Origin of the sequence: Streptomyces sp. GESEQ-35 (assembly GCF_017948485.1) — a bacterium.
Lineage (GTDB): Bacteria > Actinomycetota > Actinomycetes > Streptomycetales > Streptomycetaceae > Streptomyces.
Genome location: NZ_JAFFSX010000038.1, coordinates 75,110 through 92,431, shown reverse-complemented (window position 1 = coordinate 92,431; position 17,322 = coordinate 75,110). Strand labels below are relative to the sequence as shown.

Genomic DNA, 17,322 nt, shown 5'->3' with positions numbered 1-17,322 from the left:
TCCGGGGCATGCTCAGTGGGGCGGGCGGCGCCTCCGGCGGGGTGACGCTCAGTAGTCGCCGGTGTTCCCGTGGGTCGCCGGTGTCTCGTGGAGCTTCCAAGGCACCCCCTGAGAGGTACCTGTGAGTTTCTCAGGAAAATCACAGGTTCCAGAAAGCGTGCTCTCAGAGGGCCTCGTCAAGGTGTCTGCTATGACCACGACCTCGCCCCAGGGGCGCACCGAACTGCTGAGGCCGGACGGGAGCCCCGTCCGAGTGCTTGTGGTGGACGACGAGCTGTCGATCACCGAGCTGTTGTCCATGGCCCTTCGCTATGAAGGCTGGCAGATCCGCAGCGCGGGGGACGGCCAGGGTGCCGTCCAGACCGCGCGGGAGTTCCGGCCGGACGCCGTCGTTCTCGACATGATGCTGCCCGACATGGACGGGCTCGCCGTGCTCGGGCGGCTGCGGCGGGATCTGCCCGACGTTCCCGTCCTCTTCCTCACCGCCAAGGACGCCGTCGAGGACCGTATCGCCGGTCTCACCGCCGGCGGTGACGACTACGTCACCAAGCCCTTCAGCCTTGAGGAGGTCGTCGCCCGGCTGCGCGGCCTCATCCGGCGCTCCGGTGCCGCCGACCGCCGCTCCGACTCCGTGCTCGTCGTCGGTGACCTCACCCTCGATGAGGACAGCCACGAGGTCAGCCGGGCCGGGGAGGGCATCCACCTCACCGCCACCGAGTTCGAACTGCTCCGGTTCCTCATGCGCAATCCCCGGCGTGTGCTCAGCAAGGCGCAGATCCTTGACCGCGTCTGGTCCTACGACTTCGGCGGCCAGGCCAACGTCGTCGAGCTGTACATCTCGTACCTTCGGCGGAAGATAGACGCCGGACGCGAGCCGATGATCCACACCCGGCGCGGTGCCGGTTACCTGATCAAGCCCGCCGCCTCATGAGCGGACGACGACGGCCGCGTCCGCAGAAGCGACGAGCAGGACAGCCGCGCACCCTGCGGACCCGGCTCGTCGTCGCGTCGGTGGTGCTGATCGCGGTGGTGTGCGCGGTGATCGGAACCGTGACGACGCTCGCGCTGCGTTCGCACCTGTACCAGGAGCTGGACGGGCAGGTCGACGAGGCCAGCAAGCGCATCTCGGGGCCCAGGAAGCCCGGTGAGGAGCCGGGCGAGTCCGAGCAGGGGGCCATCCGCGCCTCGGTGACGGACCGGCTCGCGGAGTTCGTCACCAAGGGGCCGACGCAGGTGAACACCGTCGCCGCCCAGGTCGGCAGCAATGGCGCGGTCACCCGAGCGGTCATCGCCGAGCAGGTTTCGAGCAACGACGGCGACCAACTCAAGGACATGGACGACGTCGCGCTGAGCGACGACCAGGAGACCGTGCTCAACGGGGTCTCCCAGGACGGCAAGCCGCACACCGTGAGCCTTCCTGATCTCGGTGACTACCGTGTGCAGTACGTCAATGTCGGCAGCGGCTCGTCCGGCTACTACGTAGCCCTGCCGACCGAGACCGTCACCAGCACCGTCAACACCCTCATCCTCGTTGAGGTGAGCGTCACCGGCGCCGGCCTCGTCGCCGCCGGTATCGCGAGCTCGGTCCTCGTCGGCGTGGCCACCCGCCCCCTCCGCAGGGTCGCCGCCACCGCCACCCGGGTCTCCGAACTCCCCCTGCACACCGGCGAGGTCAACCTCAGCGAACGTGTCCCCGAGTCGGAGACCGATCCGCACACCGAGGTCGGCCGGGTCGGCGCCGCGCTGAACCGGATGCTGAACCACGTCCACGGCGCCCTGCACTCACGCCAGCAGAGCGAGATGCGGGTACGGCAGTTCGTGGCGGACGCCAGCCATGAGCTCAGAACGCCGCTCGCCTCCATCCGGGGGTACGCCGAGCTGACCAGACGCGGCAGGGAAGAGGTCGGGCCGGACACCCGGCACGCCCTCGGACGCATCGAGTCCGAGGCCGGCCGTATGACCCTGCTCGTCGAAGACCTGCTGCTGCTCGCGCGCCTGGACGCCGGACGGCCGCTCCAGTTCGAGCAGACCGACCTCATCCCGCTGGTCGTCGACACCATCAGCGACGCCCGCGCGGCCGGCATGGACCACAACTGGCGCCTCGACCTGCCCGACGAGCCCGCCCTCGTCTCCGGCGACGCTGCCCGGCTCCAGCAGGTGCTCATCAACCTGCTCGGCAACGCGCGCAAGCACACCCCACCGGGTACGACCGTCACCGCAAGGGTGCAGCGGCGCGGGCCCTGGATGTGCGTGGACGTCGAGGACAACGGCCAGGGCATCCCGCCCGATCTGCTGCCCCATGTCTTCGAACGGTTTGCGCGCGGCGATTCGTCGCGCTCCCGTGCCTCCGGTTCGACCGGACTGGGGCTTGCGATCGTGCAGGCCGTGGCGACCGCGCACGGCGGTGCCGTAACCGTCGACAGCGTTTCCGGACGCACAGTCTTCACCGTGCACTTGCCTGCCCTCGCTCCGCAGACACCCCGCCCGGCGCCAGAAACAAACTGGCAATCGCACTCACAGGCACAGCACAGTGCCACCACACGGATGCAACAGCGCGCTTGAGGAGAGTCGGTTCCATGCGAACCGACTCTTCTCCCGGCTCCCTGCCGGCGCGGGAGCACCTCCCGGCCGGAGACGCCGGTACGCCTGTCCTGGACGTAGTGATCCCCGTCTACAACGAGGAGAAGGACCTCCAGCCGTGTGTGCTGAGACTCCATCAGCACCTCAAGCGGACCTTCCCGTACGCCTTCCGCATCACGATCGCCGACAACGCGTCGATCGACGCCACACCGCACGTGGCGTCCCGGCTGGAGGCCGAGATTCCGGAGGTGCGGTCCTTCCGGCTGGAGCAGAAGGGCCGCGGCCGGGCCCTGAGGACCGTGTGGTCCGCCTCGGACGCGCCGATCCTCGCGTACATGGACGTCGACCTGTCCACCGATCTCAACGCGCTGCTGCCGCTGGTGGCGCCGCTGATCTCGGGTCACTCGGACCTGGCGATCGGCTCCCGGCTCAGCCGGAGTTCCCGTGTCGTACGCGGCGCCAAGCGTGAGTTCATCAGCCGCACGTACAACCTCATCCTGCGCGGCTCGCTCCAGGCCCGCTTCTCCGACGCCCAGTGCGGGTTCAAGGCGATCCGCCGGGATGTGGCCCAGGTGCTGCTGCCCCTCGTCGAGGACACCGGCTGGTTCTTCGACACCGAGATGCTGGTGCTCGCCGAGCGCGCGGGCCTGCGTATCCACGAAGTGCCCGTCGACTGGGTCGACGACCCCGACTCCACCGTCCACATCGTGAAGACGGCCACCGACGACCTCAAGGGCGTGTGGCGGGTGGGCAAGGCCCTGGCCAGCGGTTCGCTGCCGCTGGACCGGCTCGCCCGGCCGTTCGGCGACGACCCGCGCGACCGCGACATCCAGGACGTACCCAAGGGGCTGGCCCGCCAGCTCGTCGGCTTCTGCGTCGTAGGCGGTCTGTCGACTCTCTTCTACCTCCTCCTCTACACCGTTTTCCGGCAGTTCGGCGGCTCGCAGATCGCCAACGCGCTCGCCCTGCTGGTCTCCGCGATCGCCAACACGGCGGCCAACCGGCGCCTGACCTTCGGGGTGCGCGGCCGTGGCGGTGCCGTCAAGCACCAGGCGCAGGGCCTGGTCGTCTTCGGCATCGGCCTGATCCTCACCAGCGGTTCGCTCGTCGCGCTGAACGCGGCGTCCAGCGACCCCGGCCACACCACCGAGCTGGCGGTCCTCGTCGCCGCCAACCTCGCGGCGACGGTGCTGCGCTTCCTGCTCTTCCGCGCCTGGGTGTTCCCGGACCGGCGCGACGACGACCAGCCCTCGACCGTGGTCGCCTCGCACACCCCGTCCTCGCCCACCTACCGGACGGCCCCGCTGCCCACGCAGCACCAGGTGACTCCCCAGAACTCCCCGTACGACACTGCCCAGTTCCGCGCCGGTGAAGCCGCGGACCGTTCCTGGCGGGACGCGACGATTCAGCTACAGCCTGTGCGTCCCGCCGACACCGATCCGAGGGACCGACGATGACCGCGTACTACTCAGCCGATACGGCCGTCTCGGAGCCCATGGCTCCGCCGACGCCGGCGCCCGCGGCGGGTGAGCCGAGGCAGCCGTTCGTACGGAGACTGTGGCGTGGCCGCCCCGAGGACCCCCGCTGGGCGCGCCCGGCCTTCCTCGGTCTGCTGCTCGTCACCACCGTGCTCTACCTCTACAACCTGAGCGCCTCCGGCTGGGCCAACTCCTTCTACTCCGCGGCCGTCCAGGCCGGCAGTGAGAGCTGGAAGGCCTTCTTCTTCGGCTCGCTGGACTCGGCCAACGCCATCACCGTCGACAAGCCCCCGGCCTCGCTGTGGCCGATGGAGCTGTCGGTCCGCATCTTCGGCCTCAACTCATGGGCGATCCTGGCCCCCGAGGTCCTCATGGGCGTCGGCACGGTCGCCGTCGTCTACGCGTCCGTACGCCGCCGGTTCAGCCCCGCGGCCGGTCTGATCGCGGGCGCCGTGCTCGCGCTCACCCCCGTCGCGGCGCTGATGTTCCGGTTCAACAACCCGGACGCGATGCTGGCGCTGCTGATGGCGGTCGCCTGCTACTTCGTCGCGCGAGCGCTGGAGGACGGCCGCACCAAGTGGCTGATGTGGGCCGGAGTCGCGATCGGATTCGCGTTCCTGGCCAAGACGCTCCAGGCCTTCCTGATCCTGCCGCCGCTCGCGATCGTGTACGCGGTCTGCGCGCCGGTGAAGGTGAAGAAGCGGTTCGTGCAGCTGGCACTGGCGACGGTCGCGATCGTCGTCTCCGGCGGCTGGTGGGTCGCGATCGTCGAGCTGTGGCCGGCGTCCTCCCGCCCGTACATCGGCGGTTCGCAGAACAACTCCTTCCTTGAGCTGACCTTCGGCTACAACGGGCTCGGCCGGCTGAACGGCGAGGAGACCGGCAGCGTCGGAGGCGGCGGTGGTGGCGGTGGCGGCGGTAGCCAGTGGGGCGAGACCGGCTGGGACCGTATGTTCAACTCCGAGATCGGCAGCCAGATCTCCTGGCTGCTCCCGGCGGCCCTGATCCTGCTGATCGCCGGCCTGGTGGCCACGCGCAAGCTCAAGCGGACGTCTGTGACCCGTGGTTCGTTCCTGGTCTGGGGCGGCTCACTGCTGATCACCATGGTCGTCTTCAGCTACATGGCGGGCATCTTCCACCAGTACTACACGGTGGCCCTCGCCCCCTACATGGCAGCCGTGATCGGCATGGGCGCGGCGACCCTGTGGGAGAAGCGCAGTGAGATGTGGGCGTCGCTCGCCCTCGCGGCCGCGGTCGTGGCGAGTGCCGCCTGGGGTTACGTCCTGCTCAACCGCACCCCGGACTACCTCCCCTGGCTGAAGTGGCTGGTCCTGGTCGGCGGCCTGGCCGGCGCCCTCGGACTGATCTTCGTCGCCAAGCTGGGCCGTCAACTGGCCCTCGCGGCAGCCGGGCTGAGCTTTGTCGCGGCCGTCGCCGGTCCGACGGCGTACACCATCAGCACGCTTCAGGAGGGCCACACCGGCTCCATCGTCACGGCCGGTCCGGCCGGGGCGAGCATGATGGGCGGCCGGGGCGGCGGTCCCGGTGGCGGCGGTGGCGGCTTCCCGGGCGGTGGCCAGAACCAGCAGAACGGCAATGGCAACACGCAGGGCCAGGGTCAGCAGGGCGGCGGCATGGGCCAGCCCCCGACCGGTGGCACCGGCGGCTTCCCGGGCGGCGGTATGCCGGGGCAGAACGGCAACACCCAGGGCCAGAACCAGCAGGGCGGCATGGCCGGCGGGCGGATGGGCGAGGGCGGCGGTATGGGCGGTGGCGGCGCGGCCGGCCTGCTCAACGGCGCCACAGTCTCCGACGAGGCCAAGAAGCTGCTGGAGACCAACGCCGGGGACTACACCTGGGCCGCCGCCGCCATCGGCGCCCAGAACGCGGCGAGCTACCAGCTCTCCACCGGCGACCCGGTGATGGCGATCGGCGGCTTCAACGGCACCGACCCGTCCCCGACGCTGGCCCAGTTCAAGGAGTACGTGGCCGACGGCAAGATTCACTACTTCATCTCCAGCGGCTCCGGCGGCGGCGGTGGTGGCATGGGCGGCAGCAGCGACAGCGGCACGTCCTCGCAGATCACCGAGTGGATCGAGGCCAACTTCAAGAAGGTGACGGTCGGTTCGGCGACGTTCTACGACCTGACGCAGAAGGCGAGCACCAGCAGTAGCTGACGGTTCGCCGATCGGGAGAGGGCGGTGGCGCCGGCCACCGCCCTCTGTCGTATCGCTGTTGTACGCCGTATAGGAACTGTTCTACGGTGTACAGCATGACCACGTCCCCCCAGGGCCATCCCCAGCGTTGGCTGATCCTCGGCGTCATCTGCCTCGCCCAGCTCACCGTGCTGCTCGACAACACCGTGCTGAACGTGGCGATCCCCTCGCTCACCGAGGAGCTGGACGCCGCCACCTCCGACATCCAGTGGATGATCAACGCGTACTCGCTGGTGCAGTCGGGCCTGCTGCTGACCGCGGGCAGCGTGGCCGACCGCTACGGCCGCAAGAAGATGCTGATCGCGGGTCTGGTTCTGTTCGGCATCGGCTCGCTGGCGGCCGGACTCGCCGATTCCACCGGGCAGTTGATCGCGGCGCGGGCCGGAATGGGCGTGGGCGGTGCGCTGCTGCTGACCACGACGCTCGCCGTGGCCATGCAGATCTTCGCGCCGGAGGAGCACCCCAAGGCGATCGGCATCTGGAGCGCCGTCAACGCGCTCGGCTTCGCCGTGGGGCCGCTGCTGGGCGGGTTCATGCTGAACCACTTCTGGTGGGGCGCGATCTTCCTGATCAACCTGCCGGTCGCGGCGCTGGGCCTGGTGGCCGTGATCGCTCTGGTCCCCGAGTCCAAGGCTGTATTTTCCCGGGGGACACCCCCCGGACCCCCGGGCCGGGGAGACCGCCCCGACCTGCTGGGCGCGCTGCTGTCCACGATCGGCATGTCCTCGCTGGTGTTCGCCATCATCTCCGGGCCCGAGCACGGATGGACGTCGGGGCGGGTGCTCGGCACGGGCGCGCTCGCGGTGGTCGTGCTGGGGGTGTTCGCGTACTGGGAGAGCCGGATTCCGTATCCGATGCTCGACATGCACTTCTTCCGGGACCAGCGCTTCACCGGTGCGGTCGCGGGGGCGGTGCTGATCACCTTCGGTATGGGCGGGGCGCTGTTCCTGCTGACGCAGCATCTCCAGTTCGTGCTGGGTTACGACGCGTTGGAGGCCGGCCTTCGTACGGCGCCGCTCGCGCTGTCCGTGGTGGCGCTGAACTTCTCCGGGCTGTCGGCGAAGTGGACGACGAAGCTGGGGACGCCGGTGTCCGTCCTGCTGGGCATGGTGCTGATGTCGGCGGGGCTGGTGTCCATCGCCACGCTGGCCTCCGGCGGTTATGCCGGGACGTTGCTGGGGTTGCTGCTGATCGGGGCGGGGTGTGCTGTGGCCAACCCCGCGATGGCGCACGCCATCATGAGTGCGATTCCTCGGGAGAAGGCGGGAGTCGGTGCGGGGATCAACGGCACGCTCGCGGAGTTCGGGAACGGGCTGGGGGTGGCTGTGCTCGGGGCCGTGCTCAACTCGCGGTTCGCTGCGTTGATTCCGGTGGCGGCGGCGTCTTTGCCTGCGGCGTTGGCTTCGGCGGGGTCCGGGGAGGAGAGGGAACGTATTACGGATGCGTTTTCTTCTGGGCTGGAGACCAGTCAGTTGGTCGGGGCCTTGGCTGTGTTGCTGGGTGGGGTGGTCGCGGCGGCGTTGTTGCGCAGGGCGGAGCGGGCAGACTCGGAGGTGGTGGTCGCCCACTAGCTCGGGAGGTTCTGGCGTCTTGCGGCTGCGGGTTCGTTGTGGTTGATCGCGCAGTTCCCCGCGCCCCTGAAGGGGCGCCTAGCATCACCGGCACTAAGGAACGTCTAGGAAGGTGCGCCATGGTCAGGGCAGCCCAGCGTGCGGCGCGGACCAGTGTCTGGCTGGAAGGGAAAGCGCGCCGTGGCGGGCGGGGCGGCGGGCAGCCGTCGGGGCTCGACCGGGAGCGGATCACTGCTGTCACTGTTCGGCTGCTGGATGCCGAAGGGCTGGGCAAGTTCTCCATGCGGCGGCTGGCCGGGGAGCTGAATGTCACGGCGATGTCCGTGTACTGGTACGTCGACACCAAGGACGACCTCCTCGAACTCGCCCTGGACGCCGCCTTCGGTGAGCTGCGGCTGCCCGACCCGGAGGCCGAGGGCGAGGACTGGCGCGACCAGCTGCGGACGCTGGCCCGGGAGTACCGGGGACTGCTGGTGCGTCACCCTTGGCTGTCGCCGCTCGCCGGGACATTCCTGAACATCGGCCCCAACTCGCTGTCCTTCTCCCGCGTCGTCCAGCGTGTCATCCGCCGGACCGGGCTGCCGACGCAGGGACTGACCGGGGCCATCTCGGCCGTCTTCCAGTTCGTGTACGGCTACGGCACGATCGAGGGCCACTTCATCGCCCGCTGCGCGGATGCCGGCATGACCCAGGACGACTACTTCCGGCACGCGATGAGCGCGGTCACACAGGCCCCGGAGGCCGCCGAGGTGATCCAGGAGTCCGAGGACATCATGGCGGCCCGTGGCGGTGACACCGTCGAGGAGATGCGGGAGCGGGACTTCGACTTCGCGCTGGAGCTGCTGATCGCGGGGATCGAGGCGATGGTGAAGAACGCGGGGCACACACAACCACCGGATGTCCCGAGCAATTAGGCGTCAGGGTCCGGCGAAGCCAATCGCGCCGGAAAACCGCCGGTGGCAACCGGCCCCCACCGCTCCGGTGTGACCCGGATGATCGACTTGCCCTGCTTGACCATGGCCTGCCGGTACTCGTCCCAGTCCGGGTGCTCACCGGCGATGTTGCGGTAGTACTCGACGAGCGGCTCGACGGATTCGGGGGAGTCGATCACCTCGGCGGTGCCGTCGACCTGGACCCAGGGCCCGTTCCAGTCGTCGCTCAGCACGAGCAGGCTGACCCGCGTGTCCCGCTTGGCGTTGCGGGTCTTGGCTCGCTCGGGGTAGGTGGAGACGACGATCCTGCCCGAGTCGTCGACGCCGCAGGCCAGCGGGGAGGCCTGGGGGCTGCCGTCGGCCCGGCGGGTCAGCAGGATGGCGCGGTGGCGGGGTCGTACGAACTCGAGGAGGTCTGCCAGAGATACGGCGGTGTTGGTCGCGATGTTCGGTGCCATGACGCCAGCGTAGGCGCTCCGCTGGTCGGCAGGTGCTTCGGCTGCGGGTCCGTCGTGGCTGGTCGCGCAGTTCCCCGCGCCCCTTTGGGGCGCTGCCGAACCGTGCCCCTTCGGGGTGCTTACGCCTGGGGGAGGAACTCGCCCTGTACTGCCTGGATGTCCAGTTCCACCTTCAGCGTTGTGCCGACCGCTGCGATGCCCGCCTGGAGTACCTCGTTGTAGTACATGGCGAAGTCCTCGCGCTGTAGCCGTGTTGTGGCCCGGAAGGCCGCGCGGGTGCCGCCCCAGGGGTCCGCGCCGGTGCCGAGGTAGGCGAGGTCGAGGTCGACGGGGCGTACGACACCGTGCAGGCGCAGCTCGCCGTGGACCGTCCAGCGGTCGGAACCGGCGATGGACAGGCCCGTCGAACGGTAGGTGATCTCGGGGTACGTCTCCACGTCCAGGAAGTCCGCGGACTTCAGATGCCCGTCCCGCATGGCGTTCCCCGTGTCGATGGAGGCGGCCCGGATCACCGCCTCCACCCGGGACTTGGTGACGTCGTCGGGCGCGAGCTCGATCGTGCCCGCGAACTGGGTGAACCGGCCGTGCACGCTGGAGATCCCCAGGTGCTGGGCGACGGCGCCGATGGAGGAGTGCGCCGGGTCGATGGTCCACGGGCCGGGCGGCGGCAGCTCGGTGCCGCCCTGCCTCGCCAGCGTCACCGTGCCGACCTCGGCCCGGCCGCTCGCCGTGACGATGGCGCTCGAAGCGGTGGGGGCGTAGCCGACGGCCGTGACGATGACGGTGTACGCACCCGGCGCCAGCGCCGTCGTGTCCCGGACGACGCCCTCACTGTCCGCCTCCGCGCGCACCACCTGCGCACCGGTCATGTCGGTCACCGTGACGACCGCGTGCGACACGGCCCATCCGTCCCGCGTACGGATCTTCGCGGTCAGTCCCATCCCGTGATCTCCCAAACTGGTTGTGCAGACAACCGGCCCGTGACGAACGCGCACCTCCGCTCAGAGCGTGCGCCCGTCACGGGCCGGGGTTCACCTACTCGCCCGGGTGGGCGAGTTCGATGTCGTGGGCGTCGGCTCCGCGCCCGGTGACGGTCAGCGCGGTCGCCACCGGCGGGTAGCCCGTCGCGATGACGGTGTACTCGCCGCCGTCGAGGTCGGTGAAGGCGTACGCCCCGTCCGCGCCGGTCGTGGCCGTGCCGACCACGTTGCCGGCCGCGTCGACCAGCGTCACCCGGGCGTCGGCCAGCGGACCGTGCGGCGCCCGTACGACACCCTGGACCTGGGCGCCCGAGTCGAGGTCGACCTCGATCCGGGTGACCCCGGTGCCGCCCACCTCGACGGGCAGGGCGCGCGGCCGGTATCCGGCGGCGTTCACCGCGACGGTCACGGCACCCGGCACCAGCTCGGCGAAGGCGAACTCGCCCTGCTCACCGGTGGCCTGGGTGGCCAGCAGATCCCCGCGCACATCGGTGACGATCACCATGGCGTCCTTGACGGGCAGCGTGGTCCCGGCGGCCCGCACCACACCGTTCAGTCCGCTGGTGCCGCTGAGCAGGATGTCGTACGACAGCGGCTCGCCGTTCACCACGATCGTGGACGCCTGCGGCTGGAACCCGTCGGCGGAGGCGATCAGGACGTACGAACCCGTGCCCGGCGCGTCCACCGCGTAGGAGCCGTCGCCCTGCGCGACCGAGCGGCCCAGCTGGCGCCCGGCGAGGGAGATCAGCGTGACGGCGGCCTGCGGGACGGGCGCGCTCTCGGTGCCGCGGACGTGGCCGCGGACCGGGATGCCGCCGGAACCCTCCTGGGGAGGAGCCACCGTGGCGACGGCCGCGAGCTTCTGGGTGCCCTCGGGACCGGCCTCGGTGTCCGCGGCGACGGCCCAGCTCGGGGCCTTCTCTCCAACCGGTGCCGCCGCCGCGGCCGGGGTCTCCTCCGTGTCGGCCGACTGCGCCATCGCGCCCTTGGTCTTCAGCGGGACCTCCTTGATGAACAGGGTGATGAGGAAGGCGAGCAGGGCCATGGCGGCGGCGATCAGGAAGACGTCCGCGATGCCGTGGCCGTACGCGCTCTCCAGGACCGTGCGCAGCGGCGCGGGCAGCGCGTCCATGTCCGGGATGGAGTCGGTGGAGGCCGAACCCGCCGCGGAGGCGTACTTGGGGCCGAGGTCGGCGAGGCCGTCCTGGCTGTAGTCGGTGATCCGGTTGGCCAGGACGGCGCCGAGCGCCGAGACGCCCATCGCACCGCCGAGGGACCGGAAGAAGGTGACCGTGGAGCTGGCCGCGCCGAGGTCCTTTGGGTCGACCTGGTTCTGCGTGGAGAGCACCAGGTTCTGCATCATCATGCCGATGCCGAGACCCAGCAGCGCCATGAAGACGGCGGTCTTCCAGTAGTCCGTGTCGTAGCGGATGGTGCTCAGCAGGCCCAGGCCCGCGGTGATCAGCACACCGCCGCCGACCAGCCAGGCCTTCCAGCGGCCGGTCTTGGTGATGAGCTGCCCGGAGACGGTGGAGGAGACGAACAGGCCGCCGATCATCGGGATCGTCAGGACACCCGACATGGTGGGGGACTCGTCGCGGGCCAGCTGGAAGTACTGGGCGAAGAACACCGTGCCGGAGAACATCGCGACACCGACGAACATCGAGGCGAGCGACGACAGCGTGATCGTCCGGTTGCGGAACAGCCGCAGCGGGATGATCGGCTCGCTGGCCTTGGTCTCGACGAAGACGAAGATCAGCGCGAGGAGGACGGAACCGCCCACCATCGCGTACGACTGCCAGGACAGCCACTCGTACTTGTCACCGGCGAAGGTGACCCAGACCAGCAGCAGCGAGACCGCGGCGGAGATGAAGAACGCGCCGGCCCAGTCGACCTTGACGTCCCGCTTCACGACGGGCAGCTTCAGGGTCTTCTGGAGCACGATCAGCGCGATCACGGCGAAGGGCACGCCGACGTAGAAGCACCAGCGCCAGCCCAGGAAGGAGGTGTCGGTGATGACGCCGCCGAGCAGCGGGCCGCCGACGGTCGCGACCGCGAACGTGGCCCCGAGGTAGCCGGAGTACCGCCCGCGCTCACGCGGGGAGATCATCGCGGCCATCACGATCTGGGCAAGGGCGGACAGACCGCCCACGCCTATGCCCTGCACGACCCGGCAGGCGATCAGCATGGCGGGGTTCTGCGACAGCCCGGCGGCGGCCGATCCCAACACGTAGATGACGAGCGCCAGCTGGACGAGCGCCTTCTTGTTGTAGAGGTCGGCGAGCTTGCCCCACAGGGGAGTGGCCGCCGTCATGGCCAGCAGCGTGGAGGTGACGACCCAGGTGTAGGCGGACTGGCCGCCGCCGAGGTCGCCGATGATCTCCGGGAGGGCGTTCGACACGATCGTGGACGACAGGATCGCCACGAACATGCCGAGCAGCAGCCCGGAGAGCGCCTCCATGATCTGCCGGTGTGTCATCTGGACGCCGTCGGCGGAGCCTTGGGAGCCTCCCCCGTGCTTGGCGTGAGCCCGCACACCGGCTGGTGTGGTCGTTGCCATGGGCTTCCTTTTCTTATGTGCTTGCGGGTGTACGGGTGGTCTCTTCGAGCGTGGTCTCTTCGAGCACGGGCGGGGCCGGCGGCCGGTGGACGGGCCGGCAGTCGCCGAAGCTGTCCCTGAGCCGGGCCATCAGCCGGACGAGCTGGCCGACCTCGTCGTCGGACCAGTCGTGCAGACGGTCGGCGAGCAGCTCGGTGGTCCGCCGGGACAGCTCGTCGAGCTGTGCCTGGCCGGCCGGGGTGAGGCGCAGGATGCGGGAGCGCTTGTCCGCCGGGTCCGGGGAGCGCTCGATCCAGCCGCGCTCGGCTACGTGCGCGACATGGCGGCTGGTCACCGACATGTCCACGGCGAGCAGCTCCGCGAGCCTGCTCATGCGCATGTCGCCGTGGCGTCCGAGCAGTGTCAGTACGGCGGCGGAACCGCCGGGACACTCGGACGGCAGAATCCGCCCCATCTCCCGCTTCACGGCCCCGAAGGCACTGAACTGGCGCACCAGCTCCTCGTACTGCGCCTGCTCGGCCATCACACCTCCCGTATTCGTTGCTTAGGGCAACCATAGAGATGATGGTTGTTGCAGGCAAATAAAATGGCGTAGGTCCGGCATAAAAACTTGGCAAAGGCAAGGGTTGCGGCTGTAAATGTGCAGGTGGAAAAGGTTCCGTGCGGGGAGCGCGGCCCCCACTTGGGCGGTCACCCTCGATTCGCTAGTGTCTCGGGACATGGCTAACACCCAGGGCCCCCAGGGCAACCAGGACCCCGCAGGCAACACCCAGATGTTCCGCGCGTTCGTCGACGAGGCCCCGCAGGGCCGGCAGCAGGCGGCGGCCTCCTCGGGCCCCCGTCTCGGCCTGATCATCGGCGTCGTCGTCGCGGTGGTCGTCGTGGCCGCCGTCGCGTGGCTCGCGCTCAAGTAATCAGGACACGACTACTTCCACTGGACGGACACGTCCCGCGTCTCGATGTGCATGCCCAGCGGCACCCGCCACGCGTCGACGCACACCGTCCAGCTCTTCTCCTTCCGCGCCCCGGCTCTGACCGGCGCCGGAAGCTCCTCGGCCGACTCGACGGTCCCCCAGTCGATCCCGAGTGCCCCGATGATGTGCGTCCCGAAGGTCACCGTGCCCGAACGCACCGCGGTTCCGCCGGAGTTGTGGAAGCCGACCGTCACCTTCTCGCACCAGCGCTCGTCCGCGGCCTCCCGCTCCGGCTCGGACCAGGCGAGCGCGGCGGGGGCGGTCGTACGAGTGCCGCCGCTGGATGACGGTGGTGAGGTCGAAGGGGTACGGGGGGACGTGGCGCCCCGGTTCTCGGTCTCGGTGGACGGGGTCGGGCTGTCCGGCGTAGGCCTTTCCCGGGACGAGGGGGTGCTCGAACCTCCGTCTGCGTCCTGCGAGTCGGCCGGCATCGAGGGTGGTGCCGATGACCCGACGTCGAGCGGCACCAGGCTCACCTCCCCGGTCGGCTGCACCGCCGTACCGGAGGCCTGAGGCGCCGAACCGGTCGCCACGTACCCGTCGCCGCCCCCGGCCCCGCATGCGGCCAGGACCCCGCCCAGACAGACGACGGCCGCCGACGCGCCGATCGCGGCGCACCGGCGGCCATGTGTCCATGTCGCCCTCGTCGATCGAAGCATCGCGCCATGGTGGCTGACACTCCGTCAAATAGGAAGCCTCGCGACGCCCTTGGGCGTCAGTCGGCGATGAGGCCCTCGCGCAGCTGTGCCAGCGTCCTCGTCAGCAGCCGGGAGACGTGCATCTGGGAGATGCCGACCTCCTCGCCGATCTGCGACTGGGTCATGTTGGCGAAGAAGCGCAGCATGATGATCTGCCGCTCGCGGGGCGGCAGCTTGGCGAGCAGGGGCTTGAGGGACTCGCGGTACTCGACGCCCTCCAGGGCGGTGTCCTCGTAGCCGAGGCGGTCCGCCAGGGAGCCCTCGCCGCCGTCGTCCTCGGGGGCCGGGGAGTCGAGGGAGGAGGCCGTGTAGGCGTTGCCGACCGCGAGGCCGTCGACGACGTCCTCCTCGGAGACGCCGAGGACCACGGCGAGTTCGGCGACCGTCGGGGAGCGGTCGAGCTTCTGGGAGAGCTCGTCGCTGGCCTTGGTGAGGGCGAGCCGCAGCTCCTGAAGACGCCTCGGGACCCGGACCGACCAGGACGTGTCGCGGAAGAACCGCTTGATCTCGCCGACGACCGTCGGCATCGCGAACGTCGGGAATTCCACGCCCCGTTCGCAGTCGAAGCGGTCGATCGCCTTGATCAGGCCGATGGTGCCGACCTGGACGATGTCCTCCATCGGCTCGTTGCGGGAGCGGAAGCGGGCCGCCGCGTACCGCACGAGCGGGAGGTTGAGCTCGATCAGGGTGTCCCGGACGTATGCGCGCTCGGGGCTGTTCTCGTCCAGTGCGGCGAGCCGCAGGAAAAGGGAGCGGGACAGGGTGCGGGTGTCGATGGTCTCCGAGGAGGTGGTCACCGGGGCCGGTGTGGCCTCCAGGACCTCAACCTCGACGATGGGGCCGAGCGCAGCGTGCGCCTCGGGCACTGCCTCGCTCTTTGTGAGCGTGAGCACCTTAGAGCTGCCCTTGTCTGCGGACATGCCACCCCCTTTGGGTCGCGGGACGGTCGTGGCGAACGCTCCATCGAGGAACGTCGGCCTTCACCTGAATACCGGAGCCGCAGCCCCGGCAAACGCGCTTCCCGCAGAATGTCACATGTCGGCAACACGCTGTAGTGACATGTCGACATGTGAGACTTGAATCCGCCCTGGATAAAGGGGGTCTGACGGTTTTTTGGCGCAGAACTGTCGGGATCCGCCCTGGTGAGCGATTCGCTCTCGCCGGTTACGGATCGATCCTGTATGCGGTTACGCGTCGATCCTGTTCGCCGAGCGAAGTCGCTGAAAGCTACGTGCGAGTAGCCGCGAGACATGCATCTGGGAGACGCCGAGTTCCGCACTGATTTGCGACTGCGTGAGATTGCTGTAGTAGCGCAGCAGCAGGATGCGCTGTTCCCGTTCGGGGAGTTGGACCAGCAGATGCCGGACGAGATCGCGATGCTCGACGCCGTCCAGGGCCGGGTCCTCGTAGCCGAGCCGGTCGAGGAGTCCGGGGAGTCCGTCGCCCTCCTGGGCCGCCTCCAGGGAGGTGGCGTGGTACGACCGACCCGCCTCGATGCAGGAGAGCACCTCCTCCTCCGTGATGCGCAGCCGCTCGGCGATCTCGGCGGTGCTCGGGGTGCGCCCGAAGGCGGTCGTCAGGTCCTCGGTCGCACTGTTGACCTGCACCCACAGCTCGTGCAGCCGGCGCGGTACGTGGACCGTGCGGACGTTGTCGCGGAAGTACCGCTTGATCTCGCCGACGACCGTCGGCATCGCGAACGTCGGGAACTGCACGCCCCGGTCCGGGTCGAAGCGGTCGATGGCGTTGATGAGCCCGATGGTGCCGACCTGGACGACGTCCTCCATGGGCTCGTTGCGGGAGCGGAAACGGGCGGCCGCGTAGCGCACGAGCGGGAGGTTGGCCTCGATGAGCGCCCCGCGCACCCGGTTGTGCTCCGGTGTGCCCGGCTCCAGCACCTTGAGCTCGCCGAAGAGCACCTGGGTGAGCGCCCGGGTGTCGGCGCCACGGCGCTTCTCCGGGGCGGGGGGCTCGGCCTCGGCCTGAGGGGCGGGAGCGGGCGTCTCGGCCTGAGCGGGAGCCTCGTCCTGGGGCGGCGCAGTACTGGCCGACACGGTCAACGCCACCTCTTTCTCGGTCCACGCAGGTCAACTCATCCGTCAAAAGCTGTCATAGCATCACAAGACATGTGCATTGCATGCAAGCACCGCATAACCACGTGTTGACGACAAAAGGGTGCATAAGACGCACTGAAGCCCTCCGCCGGAACGGCGGAGGGCTCCTGAAGACGGTGGTTCCGAACGGACGGCGGTTCAGAACGGGGTGTGGCTCAGAACTGCCGGTGCCTCAGAATTCGTAGTCGGCGATCACCCACGTGGCGAACTCGCCCCACAGGGCGACGCCCGCCTGATGCTCCGGGTGCATGGCGTACGCCCGCAGAGCCTCGCGGTCCTCGAACGCCGAGTTGATCGCGAAGTCGTACGCGATGGGCCGGTCGCTCAGGTTCCAGCCCAGCTCCCAGGAGCGGATCTCGGGGATCTTGCCGTCGAGCGCGCGGAAGATCTCCGCGCCCTTCACCACGCGCGGGTCATCGCGCTCGACGCCCTCGTTGAGCTTGAAGAGGACCAGGTGGCGGATCATGACTCTCCTCCGTTGGCGACCCACGACGCGAAGTCGCCGAGGGCCTGCGCGGCGTCCGATATGCCCTCAAAGCCTATCTGGACATAGTCCGCGGCCTTCTCCGGGTCCGTGATGATCACGTAGGACACGAAGACCACGAGGACATAGACGGCGATCTTCTTCGAATTCACCGCCACGGCGGCCTCCTCTGTGCCTGCTTGTGCCCTGAGGGCCCCCTGCTGCCGGCGGCGAGTGTAACCTTCACGCCATTCTCAGGGACCAACGGCCCGTAGGTGAGGGTCTCCTACGGACTCCG

At 69.3% G+C, this 17,322-nt stretch carries 16 protein-coding genes; 7 read left to right on the top strand and 9 right to left on the bottom strand.

All coding sequences use genetic code 11. The annotated features are described in order from the left end of the window. Window positions 1-190: 190 nt before the first annotated feature. The 6 genes from KCH87_RS45035 to KCH87_RS45010 all read left to right on the top strand — a co-directional run bounded on the left by KCH87_RS45035 (window position 191) and on the right by KCH87_RS45010 (window position 8,759). On the top strand, window positions 191-931 hold the full coding sequence (locus tag KCH87_RS45035; RefSeq protein WP_199820922.1) for a response regulator transcription factor: 741 nt from the start codon (window positions 191-193) through the stop codon (window positions 929-931). Beyond that, entirely contained in the window at window positions 928-2,562 is a 1,635-nt protein-coding gene (locus tag KCH87_RS45030; protein ID WP_210593755.1) for a HAMP domain-containing sensor histidine kinase, read from the top strand. Before KCH87_RS45035 ends, KCH87_RS45030 begins: the two co-directional genes overlap by 4 nt. A 14-nt stretch (window positions 2,563-2,576) precedes the next feature. Further along, a complete protein-coding gene (locus tag KCH87_RS45025) occupies window positions 2,577-4,037 on the top strand; it encodes a bifunctional glycosyltransferase family 2/GtrA family protein (RefSeq protein ID WP_210593754.1) in 1,461 nt (486 codons plus the stop codon). Then, on the top strand, window positions 4,034-6,235 hold the full coding sequence (locus KCH87_RS45020; RefSeq protein WP_210593753.1) for a glycosyltransferase family 39 protein: 2,202 nt from the start codon (window positions 4,034-4,036) through the stop codon (window positions 6,233-6,235). The genes KCH87_RS45025 and KCH87_RS45020 overlap by 4 nt, the downstream gene beginning before the upstream one ends. Before the next feature lie 95 nt (window positions 6,236-6,330). After that, complete coding sequence (locus tag KCH87_RS45015; RefSeq protein WP_210593752.1) at window positions 6,331-7,845, top strand: MFS transporter; 1,515 nt, start codon at window positions 6,331-6,333, stop codon at window positions 7,843-7,845. Window positions 7,846-7,964: 119 nt separating this feature from the next. Further along, complete coding sequence (locus KCH87_RS45010; protein ID WP_210593751.1) at window positions 7,965-8,759, top strand: TetR/AcrR family transcriptional regulator; 795 nt, start codon at window positions 7,965-7,967, stop codon at window positions 8,757-8,759. Here the strand turns inward: KCH87_RS45010 and KCH87_RS45005 are convergent. The 4 genes from KCH87_RS45005 to KCH87_RS44990 form a co-directional block, all read right to left on the bottom strand. Further along, on the bottom strand, window positions 8,756-9,235 hold the full coding sequence (locus KCH87_RS45005; protein WP_210593750.1) for a PPOX class F420-dependent oxidoreductase: 480 nt from the start codon (window positions 9,233-9,235) through the stop codon (window positions 8,756-8,758). The genes KCH87_RS45010 and KCH87_RS45005 overlap by 4 nt on opposite strands. Window positions 9,236-9,354: 119 nt before the next feature. Continuing rightward, entirely contained in the window at window positions 9,355-10,176 is an 822-nt protein-coding gene (locus KCH87_RS45000; protein ID WP_210593749.1) for a YceI family protein, read from the bottom strand. A gap of 94 nt (window positions 10,177-10,270) precedes the next feature. After that, on the bottom strand, window positions 10,271-12,775 hold the full coding sequence (locus KCH87_RS44995; protein ID WP_210593748.1) for an MFS transporter: 2,505 nt from the start codon (window positions 12,773-12,775) through the stop codon (window positions 10,271-10,273). 13 nt (window positions 12,776-12,788) lie between these two features. Next, on the bottom strand, window positions 12,789-13,298 hold the full coding sequence (locus KCH87_RS44990) for a MarR family winged helix-turn-helix transcriptional regulator (protein ID WP_210593747.1): 510 nt from the start codon (window positions 13,296-13,298) through the stop codon (window positions 12,789-12,791). A gap of 196 nt (window positions 13,299-13,494) precedes the next feature. On the opposite strand from KCH87_RS44990, the gene KCH87_RS44985 reads away from it, so the two are divergent. Then, on the top strand, window positions 13,495-13,689 hold the full coding sequence (locus KCH87_RS44985) for a hypothetical protein (RefSeq protein WP_210593746.1): 195 nt from the start codon (window positions 13,495-13,497) through the stop codon (window positions 13,687-13,689). An 11-nt stretch (window positions 13,690-13,700) separates the two neighbouring features. Here KCH87_RS44985 and KCH87_RS44980 read toward each other — a convergent pair whose 3' ends face one another. The 5 genes from KCH87_RS44980 to KCH87_RS44960 form a co-directional block, all read right to left on the bottom strand. Then, on the bottom strand, window positions 13,701-14,408 hold the full coding sequence (locus KCH87_RS44980) for a hypothetical protein (protein WP_210593745.1): 708 nt from the start codon (window positions 14,406-14,408) through the stop codon (window positions 13,701-13,703). A gap of 56 nt (window positions 14,409-14,464) precedes the next feature. Further along, entirely contained in the window at window positions 14,465-15,367 is a 903-nt protein-coding gene (locus KCH87_RS44975; RefSeq protein WP_210593744.1) for an RNA polymerase sigma factor SigF, read from the bottom strand. 267 nt (window positions 15,368-15,634) lie between these two features. After that, window positions 15,635-16,507 carry an RNA polymerase sigma factor SigF gene (locus tag KCH87_RS44970; protein WP_247197777.1) on the bottom strand — a complete coding sequence of 291 codons (873 nt, stop codon included), beginning with the start codon at window positions 16,505-16,507 and terminating at the stop codon, window positions 15,635-15,637. A gap of 226 nt (window positions 16,508-16,733) precedes the next feature. Next, a complete protein-coding gene (locus tag KCH87_RS44965; protein ID WP_210593742.1) occupies window positions 16,734-17,027 on the bottom strand; it encodes a Dabb family protein in 294 nt (97 codons plus the stop codon). After that, complete coding sequence (locus KCH87_RS44960; RefSeq protein WP_210593741.1) at window positions 17,024-17,203, bottom strand: hypothetical protein; 180 nt, start codon at window positions 17,201-17,203, stop codon at window positions 17,024-17,026. Before KCH87_RS44960 ends, KCH87_RS44965 begins: the two co-directional genes overlap by 4 nt. Window positions 17,204-17,322: the final 119 nt, after the last annotated feature.

Excerpts from the sequence above, each read along its gene's own strand:
- KCH87_RS45035 (WP_199820922.1), top strand. The coding sequence starts at position 191 with ATGACCACGACCTCGCCCCAGGGGCGCACCGAACTGCTGAGGCCGGAC.
- KCH87_RS45030 (WP_210593755.1), top strand. The coding sequence starts at position 928 with ATGAGCGGACGACGACGGCCGCGTCCGCAGAAGCGACGAGCAGGACAG.
- KCH87_RS45025 (WP_210593754.1), top strand. The coding sequence starts at position 2,577 with ATGCGAACCGACTCTTCTCCCGGCTCCCTGCCGGCGCGGGAGCACCTC.
- KCH87_RS45020 (WP_210593753.1), top strand. The coding sequence starts at position 4,034 with ATGACCGCGTACTACTCAGCCGATACGGCCGTCTCGGAGCCCATGGCT.
- KCH87_RS45015 (WP_210593752.1), top strand. The coding sequence starts at position 6,331 with ATGACCACGTCCCCCCAGGGCCATCCCCAGCGTTGGCTGATCCTCGGC.
- KCH87_RS45010 (WP_210593751.1), top strand. The coding sequence starts at position 7,965 with ATGGTCAGGGCAGCCCAGCGTGCGGCGCGGACCAGTGTCTGGCTGGAA.
- KCH87_RS45005 (WP_210593750.1), bottom strand. The coding sequence starts at position 9,235 with ATGGCACCGAACATCGCGACCAACACCGCCGTATCTCTGGCAGACCTC.
- KCH87_RS45000 (WP_210593749.1), bottom strand. The coding sequence starts at position 10,176 with ATGGGACTGACCGCGAAGATCCGTACGCGGGACGGATGGGCCGTGTCG.
- KCH87_RS44995 (WP_210593748.1), bottom strand. The coding sequence starts at position 12,775 with ATGGCAACGACCACACCAGCCGGTGTGCGGGCTCACGCCAAGCACGGG.
- KCH87_RS44990 (WP_210593747.1), bottom strand. The coding sequence starts at position 13,298 with ATGGCCGAGCAGGCGCAGTACGAGGAGCTGGTGCGCCAGTTCAGTGCC.
- KCH87_RS44985 (WP_210593746.1), top strand. The coding sequence starts at position 13,495 with ATGGCTAACACCCAGGGCCCCCAGGGCAACCAGGACCCCGCAGGCAAC.
- KCH87_RS44980 (WP_210593745.1), bottom strand. The coding sequence starts at position 14,408 with ATGCTTCGATCGACGAGGGCGACATGGACACATGGCCGCCGGTGCGCC.
- KCH87_RS44975 (WP_210593744.1), bottom strand. The coding sequence starts at position 15,367 with ATGTCCGCAGACAAGGGCAGCTCTAAGGTGCTCACGCTCACAAAGAGC.
- KCH87_RS44965 (WP_210593742.1), bottom strand. The coding sequence starts at position 17,027 with ATGATCCGCCACCTGGTCCTCTTCAAGCTCAACGAGGGCGTCGAGCGC.